The sequence below is a fragment of the Streptomyces longispororuber genome, from assembly GCF_024448165.1.
In the GTDB taxonomy this organism is placed as follows: domain Bacteria; phylum Actinomycetota; class Actinomycetes; order Streptomycetales; family Streptomycetaceae; genus Streptomyces; species Streptomyces longispororuber_A.
The window spans coordinates 11588-31213 of sequence record NZ_JAMOLN010000002.1 but is presented as its reverse complement, the minus strand read 5'-3'; the positions used below and the strand labels follow the sequence as shown (position 1 = coordinate 31213).

Genomic DNA, 19626 nt, shown 5'->3' with positions numbered 1-19626 from the left:
GCTACGGCAGTCGGGCGCCGATGCACTCGGTCAGGTCGAGGAGTCGGTTGGCGTACCCCCACTCGTTGTCGTACCAGCCGAACACCTTGGCCAGATCGCCGTTGACCTGGGTGAGCGGGGCGTCCACGACGCACGATGCGGGATCGCCCACCACGTCCCGCGAGACGATCGGGGCATCGGACACCCGCAGGATCCCCTTCAGGGGCCCGTCGGCCGCCTCACGGAACGCGGCGTTGACCTCGTCGGCGCTCCCCGGCCGCTCCAGGACAACGGTCAGATCGGTCAGCGAGCCGTCCGCCACCGGCACACGCACCGCCAACCCGTCCAGCGTTCCCGCCAGTTCGGGCAGCACCACGCCCACCGCCCGGGCGGCACCGGTGCTCGTGGGGATGATGTTCACCGCGGCGCTCCGGCCGCGGCGCGGGTCCTTGTGCGGCCCGTCCAGGACCACCTGGTCGTTCGTGTAGCTGTGGATCGTGGTCATCAGACCCCTGGTGATGCCGAACCGCCCGTCGAGGACCTTGACCATCGGTGCGACGCAGTTCGTGGTGCACGAGGCGTTCGAGATCACGTGGTGCGCCTGCGGGTCGTACCTGTCCTCGTTGACACCCATGACCAGGGTGGCATCAACTCCCTTGCCGGGTACGGACAACAGCACCTTGCGCACTCCCGATCCAAGATGTGCTCCGGCCTCCTCACGGGTCCGGAACCGGCCGGTCGACTCGATGACCACATCCACCCCGGTCGTGCTCCAGGGCACGACGGCCGGATCCCGCTCGGCGGTCACGGCGATACGCCGCCCGTCCACGAACAGGGAGGTGTCGTCACAGGCCACGGTGCGGCGCAGCCTGCCGTACGTGGAGTCGTACTCCAGCAAATGGGCCAGCGCCGCGGGCGAGGTGATGTCGTTGACGGCCACCACCTCGACCGGGAACCGGTCCCCGTACTCGGCTCGTTCCAGCACGCAGCGCAGGTAGTCGCGCCCGATCCGGCCGAATCCGTTGATGCCCACGCGCACGCCCATGCCCGTTCTCCTCCCGGTCGCCTCGCCGACCCCTGAGTTGTCAGCCTGCTGGTCCGGGGCGGCACGGACATGGGCCGTGCGGGGTGCGCAGCAGGGACGTTCGGCCCCTGCCGCACCCGGTCAGGTGCCGCCCTGCCGGTGCCGTTCGTGCGTCTCGGTCGCCATGACCGCGGCCTGGATGCGCCGCTCGACGCCCAGCTTGTGGAGCACCCGGGAAATGTGGTTCTTGACGGTCTTCTCGGCGAGGTAGAGGCGCCGGCCGATCTCCCGGTTGGTCAGGCCCTCACCGATGAGGTCAAGGATCTGCCGTTCCCGTTCCGTGAGACGGGCGAGGGCGTCCGGTTCGGCTTCCTTCGTCCGCTCGCCGCGCAGCCGGGCCATCACCTTGGTGGTGGCACTCGGGTCGAGGAGGGACTGGCCCGAGGCCACCGTGCGCACGGCGCCGACCAGGTTCGAGCCCTCGATCTGCTTCAGCACGTACCCGGCCGCACCCGCCATGATCGAGTCGAGGAGGGCCTCCTCGTCATCGAAGGAAGTGAGCATGAGGCAGGCCAGTTCGGGCATGCGGGAGCGCAGTTCCCGGCAGACGGTGACGCCGTCGCCGTCCGGCAACCGGATGTCGAGCACGGCAACGTGCGGACGCAGCGCAGGCACCCGCGCCAGCGCCTGCTCGACCGTGGCGCCCTCACCGACGACCGTGATGTCCTGTTCGTCCTCCAGCAGGTCGTGGACTCCGCGCCGGACGACCTCGTGGTCGTCGAGGAGGAAGACCCTGATGGGAGTGCTGGAGCCGGGCTTCTCGGTGTCCGTCATCGATGGCTCCTTCCTGCGCATCGGACCCTGGCCCCCCGATCCTTCGCGGTTCCGGACCCGGGGTCCAGGGCCGGTCGGCCCTGGGAGGGCGACACTTCGCCATCCGCCCCGCCACACCCCGCACGTACCTGTCGCCACCCTCAACTCGAGCACCGGTGTCCGAGAGCATTCGGACGGAGACATGAACCCGCCGGCACAGCGCACGAGGACTCGACCACGGGCACCGTCGGCCGGGAGGATGGCCTCCGAGGAGGGGAACGAGGGGGCAGTGATGGGGCAACCCGCAGTCGATCCGCAGTTACCCGCGCGTCCTGGTGCTTCAGCGCCACAGTTGCGGCTGGACGCCCTCATGGAGGAACTACAGCAACAAGTGCACCGGGTGCGCGCCACCCAGAACCGCGTGCACACCCTCCTGGACGCGGTGCTGGCCATCGGAAGCGACCTGGACCTCGATGTGGTGCTGCATCAGATCGTCGAGTCCGCGACCCAGTTGGTCGACTGCCGCTACGGGGCCCTCGGCGTGATCGGCGACGAGGGCGGGATCAATCAGTTCATCACCGTCGGAATCGACCAGAAGACCATCGCCCGCATCGGCCACTACCCGCGCGGCGAGGGCATCCTCGGCCTCCTGATCCGCGAGCCCCACCCCTTGCGGCTCACCGACCTTGGCGCACACCCCGACTCCGTCGGCTTCCCTCCGGGCCACCCGCCGATGACCACGTTCGTCGGCACCCCCGTCCAGGTCCGCGGACGCGTCTTCGGCAACCTGTACCTCACCGAGAAGAACAGCGGCGAGTCGTTCGACGCCGACGACGAGGCCCTCTTGCGCACCCTGGGAGCAGCGGCGGGCGTGGCCATCGACAACGCACGCCTGTACGACGACGCCCGGCGTCGGGAGCGCTGGCTGGCGGCGAGCAGCGAACTGACCCGCACCTTGCTTTCGGGCACGGACCCCGCCGACGTACTGGACTCTTTCACGGCCACCGTCCGGGAGCTGTCCGACGCCGACCTCGTCACCCTCGCGGTCCCCGTGGGCGACAGCGGCGACCTCGTCGTCGAGGCGGCGGTCGGCATCGGCGCCGAGCAACAGCGTGGCCTGGCCCTCCCCAGCGGAACCAGTCTGGCCGCCAAGGTACTCAGTTCGGGCGAGACCATCGTGAGCGCAGCCCCGGACGAGGACGCGGGCACCGAGGCCGGGCACACGTCGGCTCCGCACCCCGGCTCGGCGTTCCTGATCCCGCTCGGCACCCGGGACCGGATGCGTGGGGTGCTCCAGATCGCCAACCGGGACGACGGCATGGCCTTCCCCGACACCACGATCGCGATGATCACCGGATTCGCCGATCACGCCGCACTCGCCCTGGAGATCGCCGAGCACCGGCGCGAGGCGGAGCAGTTGCTCGTCCTCAACGACCGCGACCGCATCGCCCGCGACCTGCACGATCTGGCGATCCAGCGGCTGTTCGCCAGCGGCCTGAGCCTGCAGTCCGTCCTCAACCGGCTCGCCGACCACCCCGACATCGCCCGACGGGTGCGCCGCGTGGTGCAGGACCTCGACGACACGATCAAAGTGGTGCGTTCCACCGTCTATGCGTTGCGCGAGACCGACCGCACCGAGGCCGCAGGACTCCGCGCCCGCCTGGTCGCCCAGGTCGGCCGGGTGACGGAGTCCCTCGGATTCACCCCGTCACTGCGCATGAGCGGGCTGCTGGACACCGCGGTGCCCGACGAGCACGCCGACCATCTGGTTGCCGTTCTGCACGAGGCCCTGTCGAACACCGCACGCCACGCAGCGGCCACCTCGTTGGAGATCTCGGTCGAGGCCACGAGCGACCGGCTTCGGCTCCGGGTCACGGACAACGGCCGAGGCATCGACCCCGAGGTCACGCGCAGCAGCGGTCTGGCCAACATGCGCGCCCGCGCCGCAGCGCTCCACGGCTCGTTCACGATCACCGCCGACGAACCGCCCGGAACAACCCTTGAGTGGACCGTCCCGCTCGACTCCACGCCCCCGTGACGCCAGCACCTCGAGAACCCCTCGCCATCATCCACGTCTCCCGTCGCAGCCGTCCCCGCAGCACCCGTCGACGGATCCCGCTCGTCCGGCCCGCGCCCCTGCCGGCTGCGCCCTTCCGCCCCACCCGCCCATGGGCCGAACGACCCATGACCGGGGACCGGTTCGCACCTCCACCCCTCACCCCACGACTGCCAGTCTGAGCCGAGGGGGCTCAGGCAGACGAGTCCCCGAAAGGAGGCGGGGACAGTGGACGGTCCGCTGATCGTGGGGGTCGACGGCTCGGATTCCAGCCTGCGGGCCCTGGACTGGGCAGTCGACGAAGCCCAACGCCGCAAAGCGGCCCTGCGTGTGGTCCACGCCTCGCGCAGGGAGTGGTACGAGGGGCACCAGCCGTCCTTCGACGTCGACCGCCGCTCGGTGGAACAGTACGCCGAGCACATCACCGCACAGGCCGCCGAACGCGCCCGGCTACGCGCGCCCCGAGCGACCATCACCACTCAAGTGGTTCCACAGGACCCGGCAGCCGCTCTCATCGAAGCATCACGCGAAGCGTCCGTACTGGTCGTGGGAAGTCGCGGGCGCGGCACGTTCGCCGGACTGCTGCTCGGCTCGGTGAGTCTGCCCGTTGCCGCGCACGCCGAGACACCCGTCATCGTCGTACGCGGCAACGACAAGAACGTGGATGGCGGTTTCGGCCAGATCACCCTGGGGGTCGGCCCGCCCGAACGGGCCGCGGCAGTAGCCGAGTTCGCCCTCCGCGAGGCCGACCTGCGAGGCTGCGCCGTCCTGGCACTGCGCGCCTGGCGCTGCCCGGCCCACGAGCTGCCCGACTACCCGAACACCGACTTCGAGGCCCACGTGGTCCACACCGAGAACGAGCTGACGGAAGGCCTGCGCGACGCCCGCAAGACCCACCCGACAGTGACCGTGCACGCAACAGCCCAAGAAGGGCGGGCACGGGACGCCCTGGTGGAATCATCCGCCCTCTCAGACCTCCTGGTCGTCGGAGCCCGCCGTCGCAGCAGCGCCCTCGGACTGCAACTGGGCCCGGTGGGTCATGCGGCGCTCCACCACTCCGCGTGTCCGGTCGCGGTCGTCCCACATACCTGACCGTTGCGTTGCGTTGTCGGGAGTCGTGGCGGTGTCGCCCGGGTGAGGAACCAAGCCGGCGCGGCCACCCCGTCGAGGGCGGCCGCGCTGTCCGTCAGCCTCCTATCGCTCGGTCCAGGGATCGAAGTAGGCGATGGTCGCGATGTCGATCTCGACGCCGGTGTCGAAGCTTCCCCGCGTCGCACTCTGGCCGGTCACGAACATCTGTACGCCGTGCTTGGTCGCGCTCATGGCGATCGCATGGCCACTGTCCAGGGAGCCGACGAGACCGTCGTACCGGCCGAGCCAGACCTGGCGGCCGCCGGTGGTGTCGTACGCGATCGTCACGTAGTCGCTGCCGGCGTCACTGTCGCTGCTGGTGCCGGTGATGACGACCTTGCTGCCGTCCGGCGTGACGGAGATGCCCCTCGAGGTGTCGTCGTAGTGGGCCTTGCCGTCGTAGCGCTGGACCCATTTCCGCTGCCCGGTCGCCTCGTCGTAGGCCACCGTCGTCATGTCGAACCGGGTGCCCTCGCCTTCGGTGTTGCCCGTGACGAAGACCTTGCCGCCGGCCACCGTGATGGCGTACGGGTTGTCGGACGCGTGGCCCGGGCCGTCGTAGCGGTTGCTCCACAGCCGCTTGCCGGTGGCGATGCTGTACGACTCCGTGACCAGGTCGGTCGCGGTCGTGGCCGAACTGCTGGCGCCCGTCACGATGACCGACTTGCCGTTCTCGGAGACCGTCATCGCCGACGGGACGTCGAGCCCGTGCGCCGGGCCGTCGTGGCGGGCCGTCCACTTCTGTGCGCCGGTGGCGGCGTCGTAGGCGACCGTGCCCCAGTCGGAGAATCCCGTCCCGGTACCCGGGCTCTGGCCGCTGACGATCAGTGTCCTGCCGTCAGGCGTGATCGCGATCATCCGGGAGTCGTCGGTCTTGTGGCCAGGACCGTCGTACGTCTTCACCCAGGTCTGCTTGCCGGTCGTCGCGTCGTACGCCACCGTGAAGTAGTCGTCGACACCGCCCTCGGCGAGCGTCGTCATGCCGGTCATGTAGACGTGCTTGCCGTCGGGGCTCACCACGTTCTCCCAGGCCGAGGAAGTGAGCTTGCCGGGACCGGTGTAGCGCGCGTCCCACTTCTGCGCACCCGTCGCGGTGTCGTAGGCGATCGTCACGGCGTCCGTGCCGGTGTCGACGCCATTGGTCTCACCGGAGACGTAGAGCGTCCGGCCGTCCGGGCTGATGTCGGTGTCGAGGGGCTCGGCGTAGTCGCCCGTCGGGCCCGCGTAGCGCGACGTCCACAACTCGGCGCCGGTCTTCGGGTCGTGGGCGATGGTGACGATGCTCAGGTTCTCCTGGCCCGGCGCCGCCCCGTAGTTGAGGGCGGTGACGTAGACCCGCTTGCCCTTCGGGTCGAGGACGACCTGCTCGCCGGAGTCCCGCACGCCCGCGACGCCGGTGACGGCGGTCCAGGCCTCCGCCACGGGGCGGACCACCATCGGGATCCGCACGCGGTGCTTGCCGTCGGTCCAGGTCAGGGAGCCCGACACGTAGGCGTTGACGGCCGCGGTGGTCCGGGTGAACTTCACCTGGAAGGACCGGGTCTCGCCGGGACGCACCGTGAGCCGCTTCGGCGTCACCTGAACCCTCACTCCGGCGAGGCCGCGCACCGAGGGGGTGTAGGTCGCCGAGGACGATCCGACGTTGGTGACCTCACGTGTCACGGTCCGGGTCCCCGGCGCGAGCCGCCCGAGGGCGATCGACGGGGTGTTCAGGGCGCTGGGGTCGAAGGACTTGCCCTTCTTGGCCTCGGCGTCGCAGACGTCCTGTTGGACGCCCTTCGTCGTGCCGCACAGGAACGCGAACCAGTCGTCGGTGCCGCTGTCGTAGACGAGACCCGGGTCCACAGCGCTGTTCGGCTGGACGTGTCCGGCACCCTGCGCGAAGGCGACCACCGGCTTGTCGGCCGCCCCGTCGAGGAGGTCGGAGCCGGTCGTCATCAGGGCCGACTTGATCGCCATCGGCGACCAGTCGGGGTGGCGCTGCTTGAGCAGAGCCGCGAGGCCGGCGACGTGCGGGGCCGCCATCGAGGTGCCGCTCATCAGGTTGAAGTCCAGCCCGCCCTGCCCCGGAGGGGCGACCGCCGCGAGGATGTCCTGGCCGGGCGCCGCGAGGTCGGGCTTGAGCAGGTCGCCGCCGGCAGCCGTCGTCGGTCCGCGGGAGGAGAAGGACGCGACGTAGGGCGCCGGGGCGTCGTAACCGACCTTGGCGGTGGCGATCGTCGCGGTGGCGTCGGCGGTGCCGGCGTACTCCTTGACGGCGGCGCGGTCGGCGAGCGGCAGGTGTACCGACGGCACGGAGTGGAAGTCGGAGTCGGTGTCGTCGGCATCGCTGCTGGTGTTGACCATGATCATGCCGATGCCGCCGGCCTGCTTCACGGCGAGGCTCTTGTTGACGCGCGGGTTGGAGCCACGCTCACAGACGACGACCTTGCCCTTCACCTTGGCGGGGTCGAGGACGGGCTCGCCGTTGTTGTCGGCGGCCGAGTAGCACTGTTGGGCGAGTGTCTCACTCGCGGTCGAGAGGCCTGTCGTCTCCTTGCCCGCGTAGACGAGCGGGGCCGGGCCGACCGAGCTGGCCGCGAGCGAAGCTCCGGTGTAGGTCTGCCCGTTCCCCAGGGTGACCGTGCCGGTCGTCGTCCGGTTGTGCGTGTCGGCGGCGACCGTCGTCACCCAGGGAGACGGGTGCGCGACCGTGTTGGCCTCGGGGCCGCTGTTGCCGGCGGAGGCGGAGACGAAGATGCCGGCCTGGGCCGCGGCGAGGAAGGACACCTCGGACGGGTCGAGCAGGTCGTCGGTCGTGCCCGACACGGAGAAGTTGATGACGTCGACGCCGTCGGCGACCGCCTGGTCGATGGCGGCCACGATGTCGGAGTTGGCCCCCGACGCGGTGGAGCCGTCCTTGGTCGACCACAGCGCCTTGTAGGAGGCGATGCGGGCGCGCGGCGCCATGCCCGTGATCGCGCCGAACACGGAGGCCGGCCCGGTGGCGGCGACCCCGTGGTCACCGCCGGAGGTCGAAGAGGTGTGGGTGCCGTGCCCGTTGTAGTCGCGCGCGGAGAGGAATTCCCACGGCATCTGGCTCTTGATGCCGTCGTCGCCGCCCCACGCCTCGTCGAAGTGGCGGGCGGCGACGATCTTGCCGTTGCAGTCGTCCTCGCCCCATGAATCATCGGTGGCGAGGTCGCAGGTCCCGTGGAAGTCGGCGAGCGGCTTGTACGCCTTCCCGCCGGCGTCGGGGTTGGCGAAGCTCTTGCTGTCCGGCCAGACTCCGGTGTCTATCACGCCGATGACGAGGTCCTCGCCGGCGCCCTCGGGGCCTGCGAGCTGGTCCCAGAGGCCGCCCGGCTTGTCGAGACCGAGGAAGGCGGGCGTCGATGCCGTCTGCGCCTTGACCTTCCGGTCCTTGGTCACGGCGACGACGTCCGGCATCGCGCGCAGTTGCGCTGCCTGACGGGCCGTCAAGTCAGCTGCGAAGCCGTCGAACGAGTAGGTGTAGCTGTGGAACTTCTTCGCTCCCACGGCCTTCACCGCGCGCTGCTGCCGGTCGTGGAGGTGGTCGACATACTGCTTGACCTTGGCCGAGCGGGGGTTGATCTTCTTGCCGCGGGCCGGCTTGGTCGCTTCCAGCCCGGACTCGTCGCCGCCATAGGTGACGACGGGAGCCAGGGCCATCTGAACTATGTAGGTCTTCTCCTTGCCAGGACTCTCTGGGGCCGCCACCCCGGGCACGGCAGCTGTCAGCACGATCGCTGTCAGCGCCGCGGTACCTGGCAACCACCCCCGGAACAGGGAGGAGTTGGGCCGTCTCATTCGTTCGCCTTCCGCATGAAGCTCTGGGATCGAACGCAGACGCTAGCGACGGTGTCACCTCAATAACCTCCGTAGGACACACGGAACTTTGACGGTAATCTGATCGCGACGTTGCGGAATCGGGCTGGTGAGAGGGGCGGAAGGTGCCCTTGCCGTCGCAGGCGGGCCACGCGGTGGATCCGGCCGACAGCCTCATCGGACGGCGGGAGGAACTCGCCGTCCTGCAGGCGGCCATCGCCGCCCCGCCGTCCCTCGTCCTCGTCGAGGGCGAGGCCGGTATCGGCAAGAGCCGCTTGGTACGAGAGCTCTTGTCCTCCCCTGCGGTCGTCGGCCGCAGGATCTTGGTCGGACAGTGCGAGCAGCTCCAGGAGCCCCTGCCGCTGTCCCCGCTGCTCGACGCCTTCCGCCAGGTGGGCAGCATGCCGGCCGGCGCCGAGGTGCTCAACCCGGTGCTCGGCGCCCTGGCACCGCTGGTCCCCGAGATCGCCTCGCAGTTGCCGCCGCCCCCGCCGGCCCTCACCGACCAAGGAGCGGAGCGACACCGGGTCTTCCGCGCCGCCGTCGCTCTGCTCGACCGGCTCGGCCCCTTGGTGCTCGTGCTGGAGGACGTGCACTGGGCAGACACGGTGACCTTCGACTTCCTGGCCTTCCTCGCCGCACACCTTCCTCCTCGCCTGACAGCGATCCTCACCGCGCGCACCGAGACCGGGCGGCTCCCGATCAGTGAGGCCTTGGCTCGGGCACCTTCCGGCGCGGCCCGCGTCGTCGTCCTGAGCCCGTTGAACCGGCCGGAAGTGGCTCAGCTCGCGGGCCGAATCCTGCACGCCGACCTCTCTCCTGAGGTCGCCGATCGTCTCTACGACCGAACCGGCGGCATTCCGTTCGTGGTCGAAGAGGTCCTGCGCACCTTCGTGGAGGGCTCGGCACCGCGCACGATCCCGGCTCGCCCCGAGGCTCTGGACGACCTCGCGGTTCCGGCGGTGCTCCGCGACGTGATCGTGCAGCGCCTGCTCACCCTCGACGACGACGCCCGGCAGATCGTGAACGCGGCTGCCGTCCTGGGCCTGGTCACCGACGACCGTCTGCTGGCGGAAGTGACCGAGCACGACGCCCGCGCGATCGCCCGATCACTCGCACGCGCACAGACCATGGGCCTGCTGCACGAGAAGGGCGGGCACAGCTGCTTCCGCCACGCCCTGGCCCAGCAGGTGGTGTACGAGGCGGTGCCTGCGGCCGAGCGGCGGTGGCTGCATCTGCGGACCGCCCGTGCTCTGGAGTCGGGGGTGGGCACTCCCACGGCGGCCAGGCTCGCCCATCACTACCGGCTCGCGGGCCGCCACCAGGAGTTCGTCGTCCACGCGGAGGCGGCCGCCGAGGCCGCACTCGCGCACGGCAACGACGCGACGGCCGCCCGCTTCCTGCTGGAGGCGCTCGACGCGCAAGGCGTCCCGCAGCCGGACCGGGTCCGGCTCGCCCTCAAACTGGGCCGGGCCGCGGTCGACGGGCTCGCCCACACCGAGGCGCTGCCGATCGTCCACGGGCTGCTGGTGACCGAGCAGTTGCCGGCCGCCGTACGCGGCGAGTTGCGCTTCACTCATGGACGCCTGCTGCGCCAGTCCGGTGACGCCCGCGCCGGCTACCTGGAGATCGACAACGCCCTCGCGGACCTTGCCGACGAGCCCGCGCTCCTCGGCCGTGCACTCGCCGTCCTTGCCGCGCCCGAGACGGTCACGGACCGGCACATGCGCGAGCACATCGCTCGCTGTGACGAAGCGGCGGCGGCCGCGCTGCGCAGTGGCGACCGGAGTGTCGACGTCGCCGTCCGCATCACGCGGGCGGGGCTCATGCTCGAGCAGGGCCGGCCGGAGAGCTGGCCGCTGATCGACGACCTGTTGGGCGGGGACGATCTGCGCGCCTCCTACCGGGAGCGTGCGCGCGCGTGCCTCAACTGGGCCCAGGCCGCCCTGCACATCGGCCGTCCGGACCGCGCCGAGACGCTGCTGGCCGAGGGGCGCCGGGTCTCCGAGCAGGCGGACTACCTGCGCCTGGCCGAGGTGGTCGACCTCGTCGCCGCCGCGGTCGATCACGCCGCCGGCCGGTGGGACGGCCTGCTCGACAGTGTTCGCCCGATGGGCGGGGCCGACGCGACGTTCGGGGCGGCGTCACTGGACTCGCGGCTGCTGCACGGCTCGCTGCTCGCGGCGGTCGGCCCGGCCGAGGAGGCCGCCGCCCGCTTCAGCGAGGTGATCGCCGTCGCCGAACGGGTCGGCGCCGTCTGGCCCCTCATCGCGGCGAGGACCGCCATGGCTCGGTTGCTGCTGACGACGGACGACGCGGGCGGCGCCGCCGATCACGCCAGGGCCGCTGTCGCCGACGTCCGCGCCAAGGGGAACTGGGTGTGGGGCGCCGCGCCGGTGGTGTGCCTCGTGGAGGCACTGACCGTACGGGGACCGGACAGCGAGGCCGCCGAACTCGTCGACGAGTTCGCGGCCGGGCTCGACGGGACGGACGCGCCGCGCGCGCAGGCTTCCCTCCTGACCGTCCGGGGCGTGCTCGCCTCCGCCCACGGGCGCGCCGACGATGCCGAGGCCCTGCTCGGGCAGGCGCGTCGGATCCTCATGGACGCGGGGCTGCGCTACGACGAGGCCCAGGCCGCCGAACGGCTCGGCCGGTTCCGCTGTGAGCGCGATCCGGCGCGGGGCGGTCCCGACCTGGAGGCCGCCCTTCGCCTGTACGGTGCGATGACCGCCTCGCGTGACATCGCGCGCGTCTGCCGCAGCATGCGGCAGTTCGGCGTACCGATCCCTTATCCCTGGCGGGGTGGACGGCGCTCCCTCGGTCAGACGCTGTCGCCGAAGGAGCACCGGGTGGCCGCTCTGGCGGCCTCGGGCAAGACCAACCAGGAGATCGCCACCGAGCTGTTCCTGTCCCGCCGCACGGTCGAGAGCCACATCTCCAGCACCCTGCGCAAGCTCGGCTGCGGGTCGCGCAAGGAGCTGGCGCCGATGCTTCTCGACATCGACGCATGACGCCGGCCGGTTCCTGTCAGCCCGACAGGAAGACCGGCTCTGCCCTTGAGTTGGGCAGAGCCCATGTCCTGTGCAGCCGCAGACGCGCCAGCGGGTGACAGGACTTGCACGGTGCATGAAGGCACCTCGCTGCCGTTCGACACGTGTGACCGGGTGCCGCCGACTGGCAGTCGACGGCCCGAATGACCGGAGCTGACATGGAACTCGACGTCCTCGGACTCGGCGAGGAGACGCAACGCGTCTACACCGCGCTGATCGGCTTGCCCCACAGCACTGCCTCCGAGGTGGCGAGCGCTTGCAAGACGAGCACGAGCCAGGCCGGGCGCCAGCTGTCCACCCTGGTGAAGGCCGGCCTCGCGACCAGATCGGCGGGCCGCCCTCCACGCTTCACCGCGGCCGCCCCCGACGTCGCGGTCAGCGAGCTGATCAAGGAACGCGAGCAGCAGCTCGGTGCGGCCCGCGCGCTGGTTCACCAACTGGCCGACAGACACCGCGAAGCTCTGCGGATCGCCGACCCGGACATCGCGGTGGAACTGCTCCGCGGTCGTGACGACATCAGCGCCGCCATCCGCCGGCTCACCGACGGCGCCCTCCATCAGATCCGCACCTTCGACCGGCCGCCCTACGTCGACCGACCCGGCAGCAACCTGGACGACCAACGCCGCAGACAGAGCTCGGGCGTCACGCACCGCGTGGTCTACGACCGGGCTGCTGTCGCATGGCCGGACCGCCTCAGGGACGACATCCTGCCGAGCATACGTTCCGGCGAACAGGCACGTGTGCGGGCACAGTTGCCGATCAAGCTCGTGATAGCCGACGACACGCAGGCAGTCATTCCCTTCAGCCTCGCCCCGGGTGGACACCTCACTGCGCACGTGATCCGCCGCTCACCGATGCTGACCGCGCTGGAAGCACTCTTCGAAGCGGAGTGGGACCGTGCGTCCCCCATTCAGGACCCCGCACCGCCGACCGCCTCACCCGGCGCGCCCGGCCACCCCGACCATGTCTCCCTCGTCAGGTTGCTCGCCGCGGGTTGCTCGGATGCGGCGATCGCCCGTACTCAGGGCTGGAGCCAGCGCACCACCCAACGTCGCATCCACCATCTGATGACCGAACTCGGCGCGACTACCCGCTTCCAGGCCGCGGCCCAGGCCGCCCGCCGGGGATGGCTGCACGAGCCTTCGGCGTCCGCTGAGCCCACGACCGTGGGCGAGGGAGCGTGACGAGCCTCATGTCGATCACCGCATCCGTCACAGGGCGGCCGGCCGGCCGGCGGCACACCGGCACTTCCGACGCCGTTCAAGCGCAGCCTGGCGGATCCGTGCCACGTGGCATGTAGTCGCCACCCATCTCACCTGCCGGAGACATGGTGATGGCACTTAGTTTCTTCTCTCAGCGGATGTACACCGTCCGCTGTCGACCTTGAATCAGCGCGGGTCGGCCCCAGCTCGGCAGTGGGGGTTCAAACGATGCGCACTTCGAAGCGCGCGGCGAGCCTCTCCCCGCCAGCAACACCGGCTTCCCGTTGAAGTGAAGCTCGTGCCCCTGTCCCCGTGAAACAGCACGGGCCGGTCCCCCCGGAGACCGGCCCGTGTGCCGCTCGACATCGGCAGACAGCCGAACGGAAGGTCCCCCAGATTGAATTCCTCCAGTAACAGGGCTGCGTCCACTCAGGGTTCGCACCGGTCCCGGCGGCGCCTGATCTCGACCGTGGTGGTCACGGCCGCAGCACTCACCCTGTCCGCACTGCCCGCCTCGGCCGGCGCCGCCTCCCCCTCCGACGCATCCGGGAGCACTCGCACGGCACGAGCGCTCCCCCAGATCAAGGCCACGGCCAGACCAGGAACCGCCACCGTGCAGTTGTCGCCCGGGCAGCGCCGGAAGCTGCTCGACCAGGCGACCAACACGGCTCCGGACACCGCCCGTTCGCTGGGTCTGGGCCCTCAGGAGAAGCTGATCCCCAAGGACGTCATCAAAGACGCCGACGGAACGGTCCACATCCGCTACGACCGGACGTATGCCGGACTGCCCGTGCTCGGCGGAGACCTGGTGGACCATCAGCACGAGGGGTCGCACACCGTCACCTACGCCTCCAAGGCACACCTGACCCTGCCGACGGCCAAGGCCAAGGTGTCGGCCGGCACCGCGAAGAAGTCGGCCCTGAGCAGGGCCGCGGCCAAGGGCACCCGCAAGGGGGCCGCGCGCACCGCACCCCACCAGGTTGTCTGGATGATGAACGACAAGCCCCAGCTGGCCTGGGAGACGGTCGTCACCGGCCTGCAGCGGGACGGGTCCCCCAGCGAACGCCACGTCGTGACCGACGCAGCGAGCGGCGCCACCCTGGAGAACGCCGAACACGTGGAGTCCGCCGAGGGCAACAGCCTCTACAGCGGGCAGGTCACGATCGGCTCCACCCGCCAGGACGACGGCACGTACGCCCTGATCGACCCCGCACACGGTAACCACCGGACACTCGACTCGAGCGACAACGCCAACGGGGGTCCTGTTCACCGACAGCGACGACGTGTGGGGCGACGGAACGACGGCGAACCCCGGAACCGCGGCGGTGGACGCGGCCTACGGCGCGCAGACGACGTGGGACTTCTACCATGACAACTTCGGCCGCAACGGCATAGCCAACGACGGCCGCGGCAGTTCCTCCCGGGTCCACTACGAATCCGTGCAAGGGGTCCCCCTCGCCAATGCCAACTGGCAGGACGGCTGCTTCTGCATGAGCTACGGCGACGGCGCGGACGGACAGCACCCAGTCACGTCCCTGGACATCGCCGCGCACGAGATGACGCACGGAGTCACCTCCGCCACGGCCGGGCTGGGCAACAGCGGCGAATCGCCGGGCCTCAACGAGGCGATCAGCGACATGATGGCCGCCGCCGTCGAGTTCCACGCCGACAACCCCAACGACGTACCCGACTACACGATGGCCGAGTTGGACGACCTGCACGGCGACGGCAAGCCCATCCGCTACATGGACCGTCCCTCCAAGGCCGGCATCAGCTCCGTCGGCTACGCGCCCCTGGACTACTGGACGCCGCAGGCGAAGGGGCAGGAGCCGCACATGGTGGCCGGCGTGGGCGACCACTTCTTCTACCTGCTCGCCGAGGGCAGCGGACAGAAGACCATCAGCGGCGTGGACTACGACAGCCCCACGTACGACGGGCTCCCGGTGGCGGGCATCGGCCTGACCGACGCCGCGGCCGTGGTGTACCGCGCGCTCACCGTCTACATGACCAGCACCACCGACTACGCCGGCGCCCGGACCGCGACGCTCCAGGCCGCCGCCGACCTCTACGGCGGGAGGAGCGACGCCTACGAGGCCGTCGCCAACTCCTGGGCGGCCGTCAACGTCGGGATCCGCTACGTCAACCACATCGCCGCGGAACCGCTGCCGACCGAGCCGGTGGCGGTCGGCCAGCCGGTCAGCCGTCAGATCACCGCATCCAGCAGTCGTCCCGGCCCGCTGACCTACTCCGCCAAGTCGCTGCCCCGGGGTCTGTCGATCAACCACACCACCGGTCTGATCACCGGCAGGCCCGGCAAGGCCGGTGACTACAACTCGGTCATCATCATCACGGACGCGGCGAGGAACACCCGGAAGTTCTCGTTCACCTGGACCGCTCTTGCATCCGGCGGACACTTCTTCGTCAACCCCACCACGTATGTGATCCCCAAGTGGGGTGTGGTCGAGTCCCCACTGGTCGTCCGGAGAAAGCCGGGCAACGCACCCAATGACCTCAAGGTCGCGATCGATCTCGACCACGGGTTCAGCAATGCCATGGTCATTGACCTGATCGCCCCCGACGGCACCGTCATCCACGTCAAGCCCTGGGGGCCCTGGGTGCTCACGCCCGACCTGCACGAGACCTACACGGTCGACGCCTCGGCGGTGCCCGCGGTCGGCACCTGGAAGCTGCGCGTCACCGACGGCACCCCGGGCATATTCGACCTGGACCCGGGTCATCTCCAGCGCTGGAGCCTGACCTTCTGAGGCTTTCCCTCAACGGTCGTAACCGGCTTCAAGCACGGTAGAGAGCGCAACGGCCACCGCTTGGTGACCGGGGGCTTTGCCCCTGGACATCACGCGGTGGCCGTGAGCCTTGACGTGGGGCCGCGCACTTCAACGGCCCCACGTCACATGCTCCCCGATGGGCGCGATCGAGCCGTCCCATCGCGCCATGTGGCCGATATCGAGGGGGCGTTGAGCGACGTAGGCGCCCATTCGGTCCTCCCGCCCTACGATTGTGCGGACACTGTCAATTGCGACGTCCGAGAGGGCAGGTATGCGCGGTAAAGGAGTGCGCAGAACCGGCAGCCGGCAACCACCGCGCCATTGGGCGGGACTAGCCATCACGATGATGCTGTTCACCCTTGCCACAGCATGCGACGGCCCGGGCAACTCCGGCGCCCCAGGGGATCGGCAGGGCCCCAACGGAGACGGAGAGCAGCAATCCAAGACCACGGCTTTCCCCGACCAGGACGTGATTGTCACAGCATCATGCTCCAAGTCCACGGATGACCAGCCCCGGGTGACCGTCACGGGCTGGGACGCGCAGACCTGGGAGCCGACGGCATCGCGTACCTTCCCTGTCCCCGCTGCGGCAATGGACGACTCCGGACCCTTCACCACCATGGCGGCCGATTCGTCCCTGACAGAGCTGTGCGGCAACGCCGTCGACGATGTCGGCGTGACCGATGACGGACCCCGCACGATCCCGGAGTCCTCGCTTCGACAGCTCTTCGACAAGGGCTACACGCGGATGGCGGTCGTGCTCATGGACCGCGAGACCGAGGCCACGCGCGTGGGCTACGTCGATACCAACGGCAAGGTGACGGAGCTGTCAGCTGACGGAGGTGACGACTTCGCGGACGCCCCCCACGAGGAGAATGCCGTCTTCTCCGGGGATGGCAGTGCCGTCTGGTTCACCGAGTTCGACCAGGGCACGGGCACCGCACGGATCGCCAGCCGCTCCGTCTCAGGAGACCACGCACGTAAGGAACAAGGCAGCGGCGCCATGAACAGCACCAACGCGCGCCTCGCGCTTGTTGGAAACGCAGCACGCGGCATCTATGGAATGAACGTGCGCATCAGCCCCGATGAGCGGAAGGCGATCGCGAGCCTCGACGGCCTCAACATCGTCGATCTCCCGCAGCGCAGTGCCGTGCTCGGCGCCGGGCTGGACGGTTCCTACATCTCCTACGACATCGACTGCTACGGCTGGGTCGACAAGGCGAGAGTGCTGTGCGGTCCGGATGGTTCGACGGATGACCCGAAGCGGCAGAACTCATTCTGGACGCTGGACACCTCGGGCCTCGCCGGTGTCGATGAAGTCCCGGACGACGCGATGGGCAAGCCGATCATCCCGGCCACGGACCGGGAGAATACCGTGCAGGCCATCTCGCCGGACGGCAAGAAGATGATCTTTGCTTCTCTCCAGGGCACCAGCCTCACGCATTTCCTCTCCCCCATCACCCCCGGCGCCAGCCCAAAGAGAATCAGTGAGTCGGGTGCGGAAGAGGCACTGAGCACCGGATACGTCCTGGAATGGCGTTAAGACCACCTCCTACATGGCCAGTTGACGGTTGCAGGGGGCATCGGGAGTGGACGGTGGGAAGGGATCGCTCAGACGTCTTGCGGGCGTTGGCGCTGAGCTCCGGAGACACCTACGCCGTGAAGTTGAAGCCCTTGGTGCCACCGTTGGCCACTCGACGGATCGGACATCGTCGGCGGATTCCCATCCGTACAGGTCCGTCTGGGCCGCCACTACGACATCAACGGCGAGCCCGGCCGCGTCTGGGAGGACGAGACCCGGACACGCAATTGCCCTCCTTCTGCGGTCGGCCCCCACCCGATCCGTTCGCCTCCCACCCACCGGCGAAGCACCCGAGAGGCAAGCGGGCTGGCCCGCACGCGAGGAGGCCTGAAGTCGACCTGGCGGAGCGACTGTTGAACCGGCAACCTGGATAGCTGCTGCGCCCCGCGCGGCGGCAGTCGGTCCCGCCGTCTCATCCCCGTGACGACGGGACCGACACGCACTTCGTGGGGCGCGCGGGAGCCGACACATCTGATGGTGGCCCGAGCGTCGCAGGAAGTCGCATGCGGCCAGGCTGTACGTCTGCAAGTATGCAGCACCGTGGAGATCAACAGTTTCGTCGTCCGGCGTGCGGTCGACTCCGATGCCGCGGCAGTGGCCGAGGTGTGGCTGCGTTCCTTCACGGCCGCACTTCCCGGTGTGCGTCGCGCTCATACGGACGACCAGGTCAGATCCTGGTTCCGGGAGGTGGTCGTACCCGGTCTGGAGACCTGGGTGGCGACGGTCGACGGGGCGGTGGTCGGGATGATGGTGCTGGACGGCGACGACCTGGACCAGCTCTATCTCGATCCGGCCTGGCGGGGCCGAGGAATGGGCGATCGTCTCGTGGAGGTGGCGAAGCGGCGTCGACCGGCAGGTCTTGCGCTGTGGACGTTCCAGATCAACGAGCCGGCCCGCCGCTTCTACGAGCGACACGGTTTCATCCCCACCGAGTGCACCGACGGTCACCGTAACGAGGAGGGGGAGCCGGACATCCGATACCAATGGCGCCCCGAAAAGTAGGAGACCTTCGGACGCAGCCGCGCTCGCGTCGCTGGGCGTGCGCGCCGCCATCACCACGGCTATGACCGAGGACCGTCCGTTGACGGTACGGCTGGAGCTGACGCCGCCCTACCACTGGTCAACGACAGCCGCACCCGGCCAACTGCCCCACCCGGGACCCGCCTTCACTGAAGTACTGACCAGTCAGCCGCGGCTGCTGCTGATCGGCGCCACAGATCTCGCTGCGGTCCTGGCCACCCTGGCCGTACCCCTGCACCGAAGGGTCGTCGTCCTCGCCCCGCGGCCCGACCACGTCGCCTCCCTTCGCCGTCACGTCTCGACCGGGTGCGGCCCCGCGCTGGTTGCGGTGCACGGGGGGGCGGATCCGGCACATGTGGTTCGTGTCGATCGATGCCCGGCAGTTCCATCGGCTGCCCGACGACGTGGACCTGAAGCAGGGTGCTCTGGTGGAGCCGATGTCGGTGCCATGGCACGGTGCCGGTCGGAGCAGTTCCGGGCCGGGGGACGTCGTGCTTGTGGCCGGTGCGGGTCCTGTGGGTATCGGTGCCTGGTACGCGTTCCCGCGCGGGGGCGAGCACATTGTGGTGTCCGAGCCCAACGCTGAGCGTCGGGGGAAGATCGCGGCGCTCGGGGCGCATGTCGTGGACCCCGTGGGCGAGGATCTCGAGGCGCTGGTCTCGGGCCTGGGGGGAGGGGACGGTGTCGATGTGTTCTGTGACGCCGCCGGTGCCGGTGCGGCGCTCCGCAGTGCTCTGGCCAACCTTGCTCCCGGTGGCCGGGTCATGGATTCCGCTGCGCGTGGGGTGACGCCGGTGAAGCACGGTGGGCGGACTGCCGGTTCGCCCCGCGCTCCGCTGTCGTTACGGGTTCTGGTTCTCGGGCGGGGGGGTGTGGTGGTCCCGGCAATGTCAGCGGCCACCTCGGCTCAGACGCCACACGGCCCCAGGCCGTGCGGAACAGTCCGGCACGTTCCCGCCTGAGCTCGTCATTCTCATCAAGCAGTCGATGGTTCTGCTCAAGCAGGAAACGAGCGATGCGCCTCAGCTCACGGGCCCTCGCGCGGGTGAGCTCCGCCTGTTCCCGCACTGACTCACCGGCCATGCGGCTAGCTTCGCAACCCCCAAATGGCCAGGGAATCGCCACCCCAGACGTTCACCGAACCATCACTCCGAC

12 protein-coding genes are annotated in these 19626 nt (G+C 69.7%); 9 read left to right on the top strand and 3 right to left on the bottom strand.

Translation table 11 applies throughout. The features are described from left to right. Nucleotide 1 precedes the first annotated feature (1 nt). Both gap and M4J07_RS00940 read right to left on the bottom strand, forming a co-directional pair. Complete coding sequence (gene gap, locus M4J07_RS00945; protein ID WP_255965917.1) at nt 2-1024, bottom strand: type I glyceraldehyde-3-phosphate dehydrogenase; 1023 nt, start codon at nt 1022-1024, stop codon at nt 2-4. 120 nt (nt 1025-1144) lie between these two features. Continuing rightward, the gene (locus tag M4J07_RS00940; protein WP_255965915.1) at nt 1145-1837 is read right to left on the bottom strand and encodes a response regulator; all 693 of its coding nucleotides are present in this window, start codon (nt 1835-1837) and stop codon (nt 1145-1147) included. Between the two features lie 349 nt (nt 1838-2186). Here M4J07_RS00940 and M4J07_RS00935 point away from each other — a divergent pair, with 349 nt between their 5' ends. Together M4J07_RS00935 and M4J07_RS00930 are read left to right on the top strand one after the other, a co-directional pair. Beyond that, nucleotides 2187-3854, top strand: coding sequence for a GAF domain-containing sensor histidine kinase (locus tag M4J07_RS00935; protein WP_255965913.1), 1668 nt, complete (start codon nt 2187-2189; stop codon nt 3852-3854). A 246-nt stretch (nt 3855-4100) separates the two neighbouring features. After that, complete coding sequence (locus M4J07_RS00930; RefSeq protein ID WP_255965910.1) at nt 4101-4964, top strand: universal stress protein; 864 nt, start codon at nt 4101-4103, stop codon at nt 4962-4964. Between the two features lie 102 nt (nt 4965-5066). On the opposite strand, the gene M4J07_RS47775 is transcribed toward M4J07_RS00930, so the two are convergent. After that, a complete protein-coding gene (locus M4J07_RS47775; protein WP_305127104.1) occupies nt 5067-8813 on the bottom strand; it encodes a S8 family serine peptidase in 3747 nt (1248 codons plus the stop codon). 143 nt (nt 8814-8956) lie between these two features. On the opposite strand from M4J07_RS47775, the gene M4J07_RS00910 reads away from it, so the two are divergent. From M4J07_RS00910 to M4J07_RS00885, 7 genes are all read left to right on the top strand, one after another. Next, complete coding sequence (locus M4J07_RS00910; protein ID WP_255965908.1) at nt 8957-11842, top strand: helix-turn-helix transcriptional regulator; 2886 nt, start codon at nt 8957-8959, stop codon at nt 11840-11842. Between the two features lie 197 nt (nt 11843-12039). After that, nucleotides 12040-13065 carry a helix-turn-helix domain-containing protein gene (locus M4J07_RS00905; RefSeq protein WP_255965906.1) on the top strand — a complete coding sequence of 342 codons (1026 nt, stop codon included), beginning with the start codon at nt 12040-12042 and terminating at the stop codon, nt 13063-13065. Nucleotides 13066-13552: 487 nt separating this feature from the next. After that, a complete protein-coding gene (locus tag M4J07_RS48155; RefSeq protein WP_308284719.1) occupies nt 13553-14455 on the top strand; it encodes a hypothetical protein in 903 nt (300 codons plus the stop codon). Next, the gene (locus tag M4J07_RS00900) at nt 14346-15848 is read left to right on the top strand and encodes a M4 family metallopeptidase (protein WP_308284721.1); all 1503 of its coding nucleotides are present in this window, start codon (nt 14346-14348) and stop codon (nt 15846-15848) included. The genes M4J07_RS48155 and M4J07_RS00900 overlap by 110 nt, the downstream gene beginning before the upstream one ends. Nucleotides 15849-16212: 364 nt before the next feature. Further along, nucleotides 16213-17412 carry a hypothetical protein gene (locus M4J07_RS00895; RefSeq protein ID WP_255965904.1) on the top strand — a complete coding sequence of 400 codons (1200 nt, stop codon included), beginning with the start codon at nt 16213-16215 and terminating at the stop codon, nt 17410-17412. Between the two features lie 579 nt (nt 17413-17991). Continuing rightward, entirely contained in the window at nt 17992-18453 is a 462-nt protein-coding gene (locus tag M4J07_RS00890; RefSeq protein WP_255966116.1) for a GNAT family N-acetyltransferase, read from the top strand. A gap of 371 nt (nt 18454-18824) precedes the next feature. After that, nucleotides 18825-19433: a zinc-binding dehydrogenase gene (locus M4J07_RS00885; RefSeq protein WP_308284718.1), complete on the top strand. Its 609-nt coding sequence runs from the start codon at nt 18825-18827 to the stop codon at nt 19431-19433. The last annotated feature ends 193 nt before the right edge of the window (nt 19434-19626 follow it).

Coding starts and splice junctions, on each gene's coding strand:
- M4J07_RS00895 (WP_255965904.1), top strand. CDS start 16,213: ATGATGCTGTTCACCCTTGCCACAGCATGCGACGGCCCGGGCAACTCC.
- M4J07_RS47775 (WP_305127104.1), bottom strand. CDS start 8,813: ATGAGACGGCCCAACTCCTCCCTGTTCCGGGGGTGGTTGCCAGGTACC.
- M4J07_RS00905 (WP_255965906.1), top strand. CDS start 12,040: ATGGAACTCGACGTCCTCGGACTCGGCGAGGAGACGCAACGCGTCTAC.
- M4J07_RS00885 (WP_308284718.1), top strand. CDS start 18,825: ATGTGGTTCGTGTCGATCGATGCCCGGCAGTTCCATCGGCTGCCCGAC.
- gap (WP_255965917.1), bottom strand. CDS start 1,024: ATGGGCGTGCGCGTGGGCATCAACGGATTCGGCCGGATCGGGCGCGAC.
- M4J07_RS00935 (WP_255965913.1), top strand. CDS start 2,187: ATGGAGGAACTACAGCAACAAGTGCACCGGGTGCGCGCCACCCAGAAC.
- M4J07_RS00940 (WP_255965915.1), bottom strand. CDS start 1,837: ATGACGGACACCGAGAAGCCCGGCTCCAGCACTCCCATCAGGGTCTTC.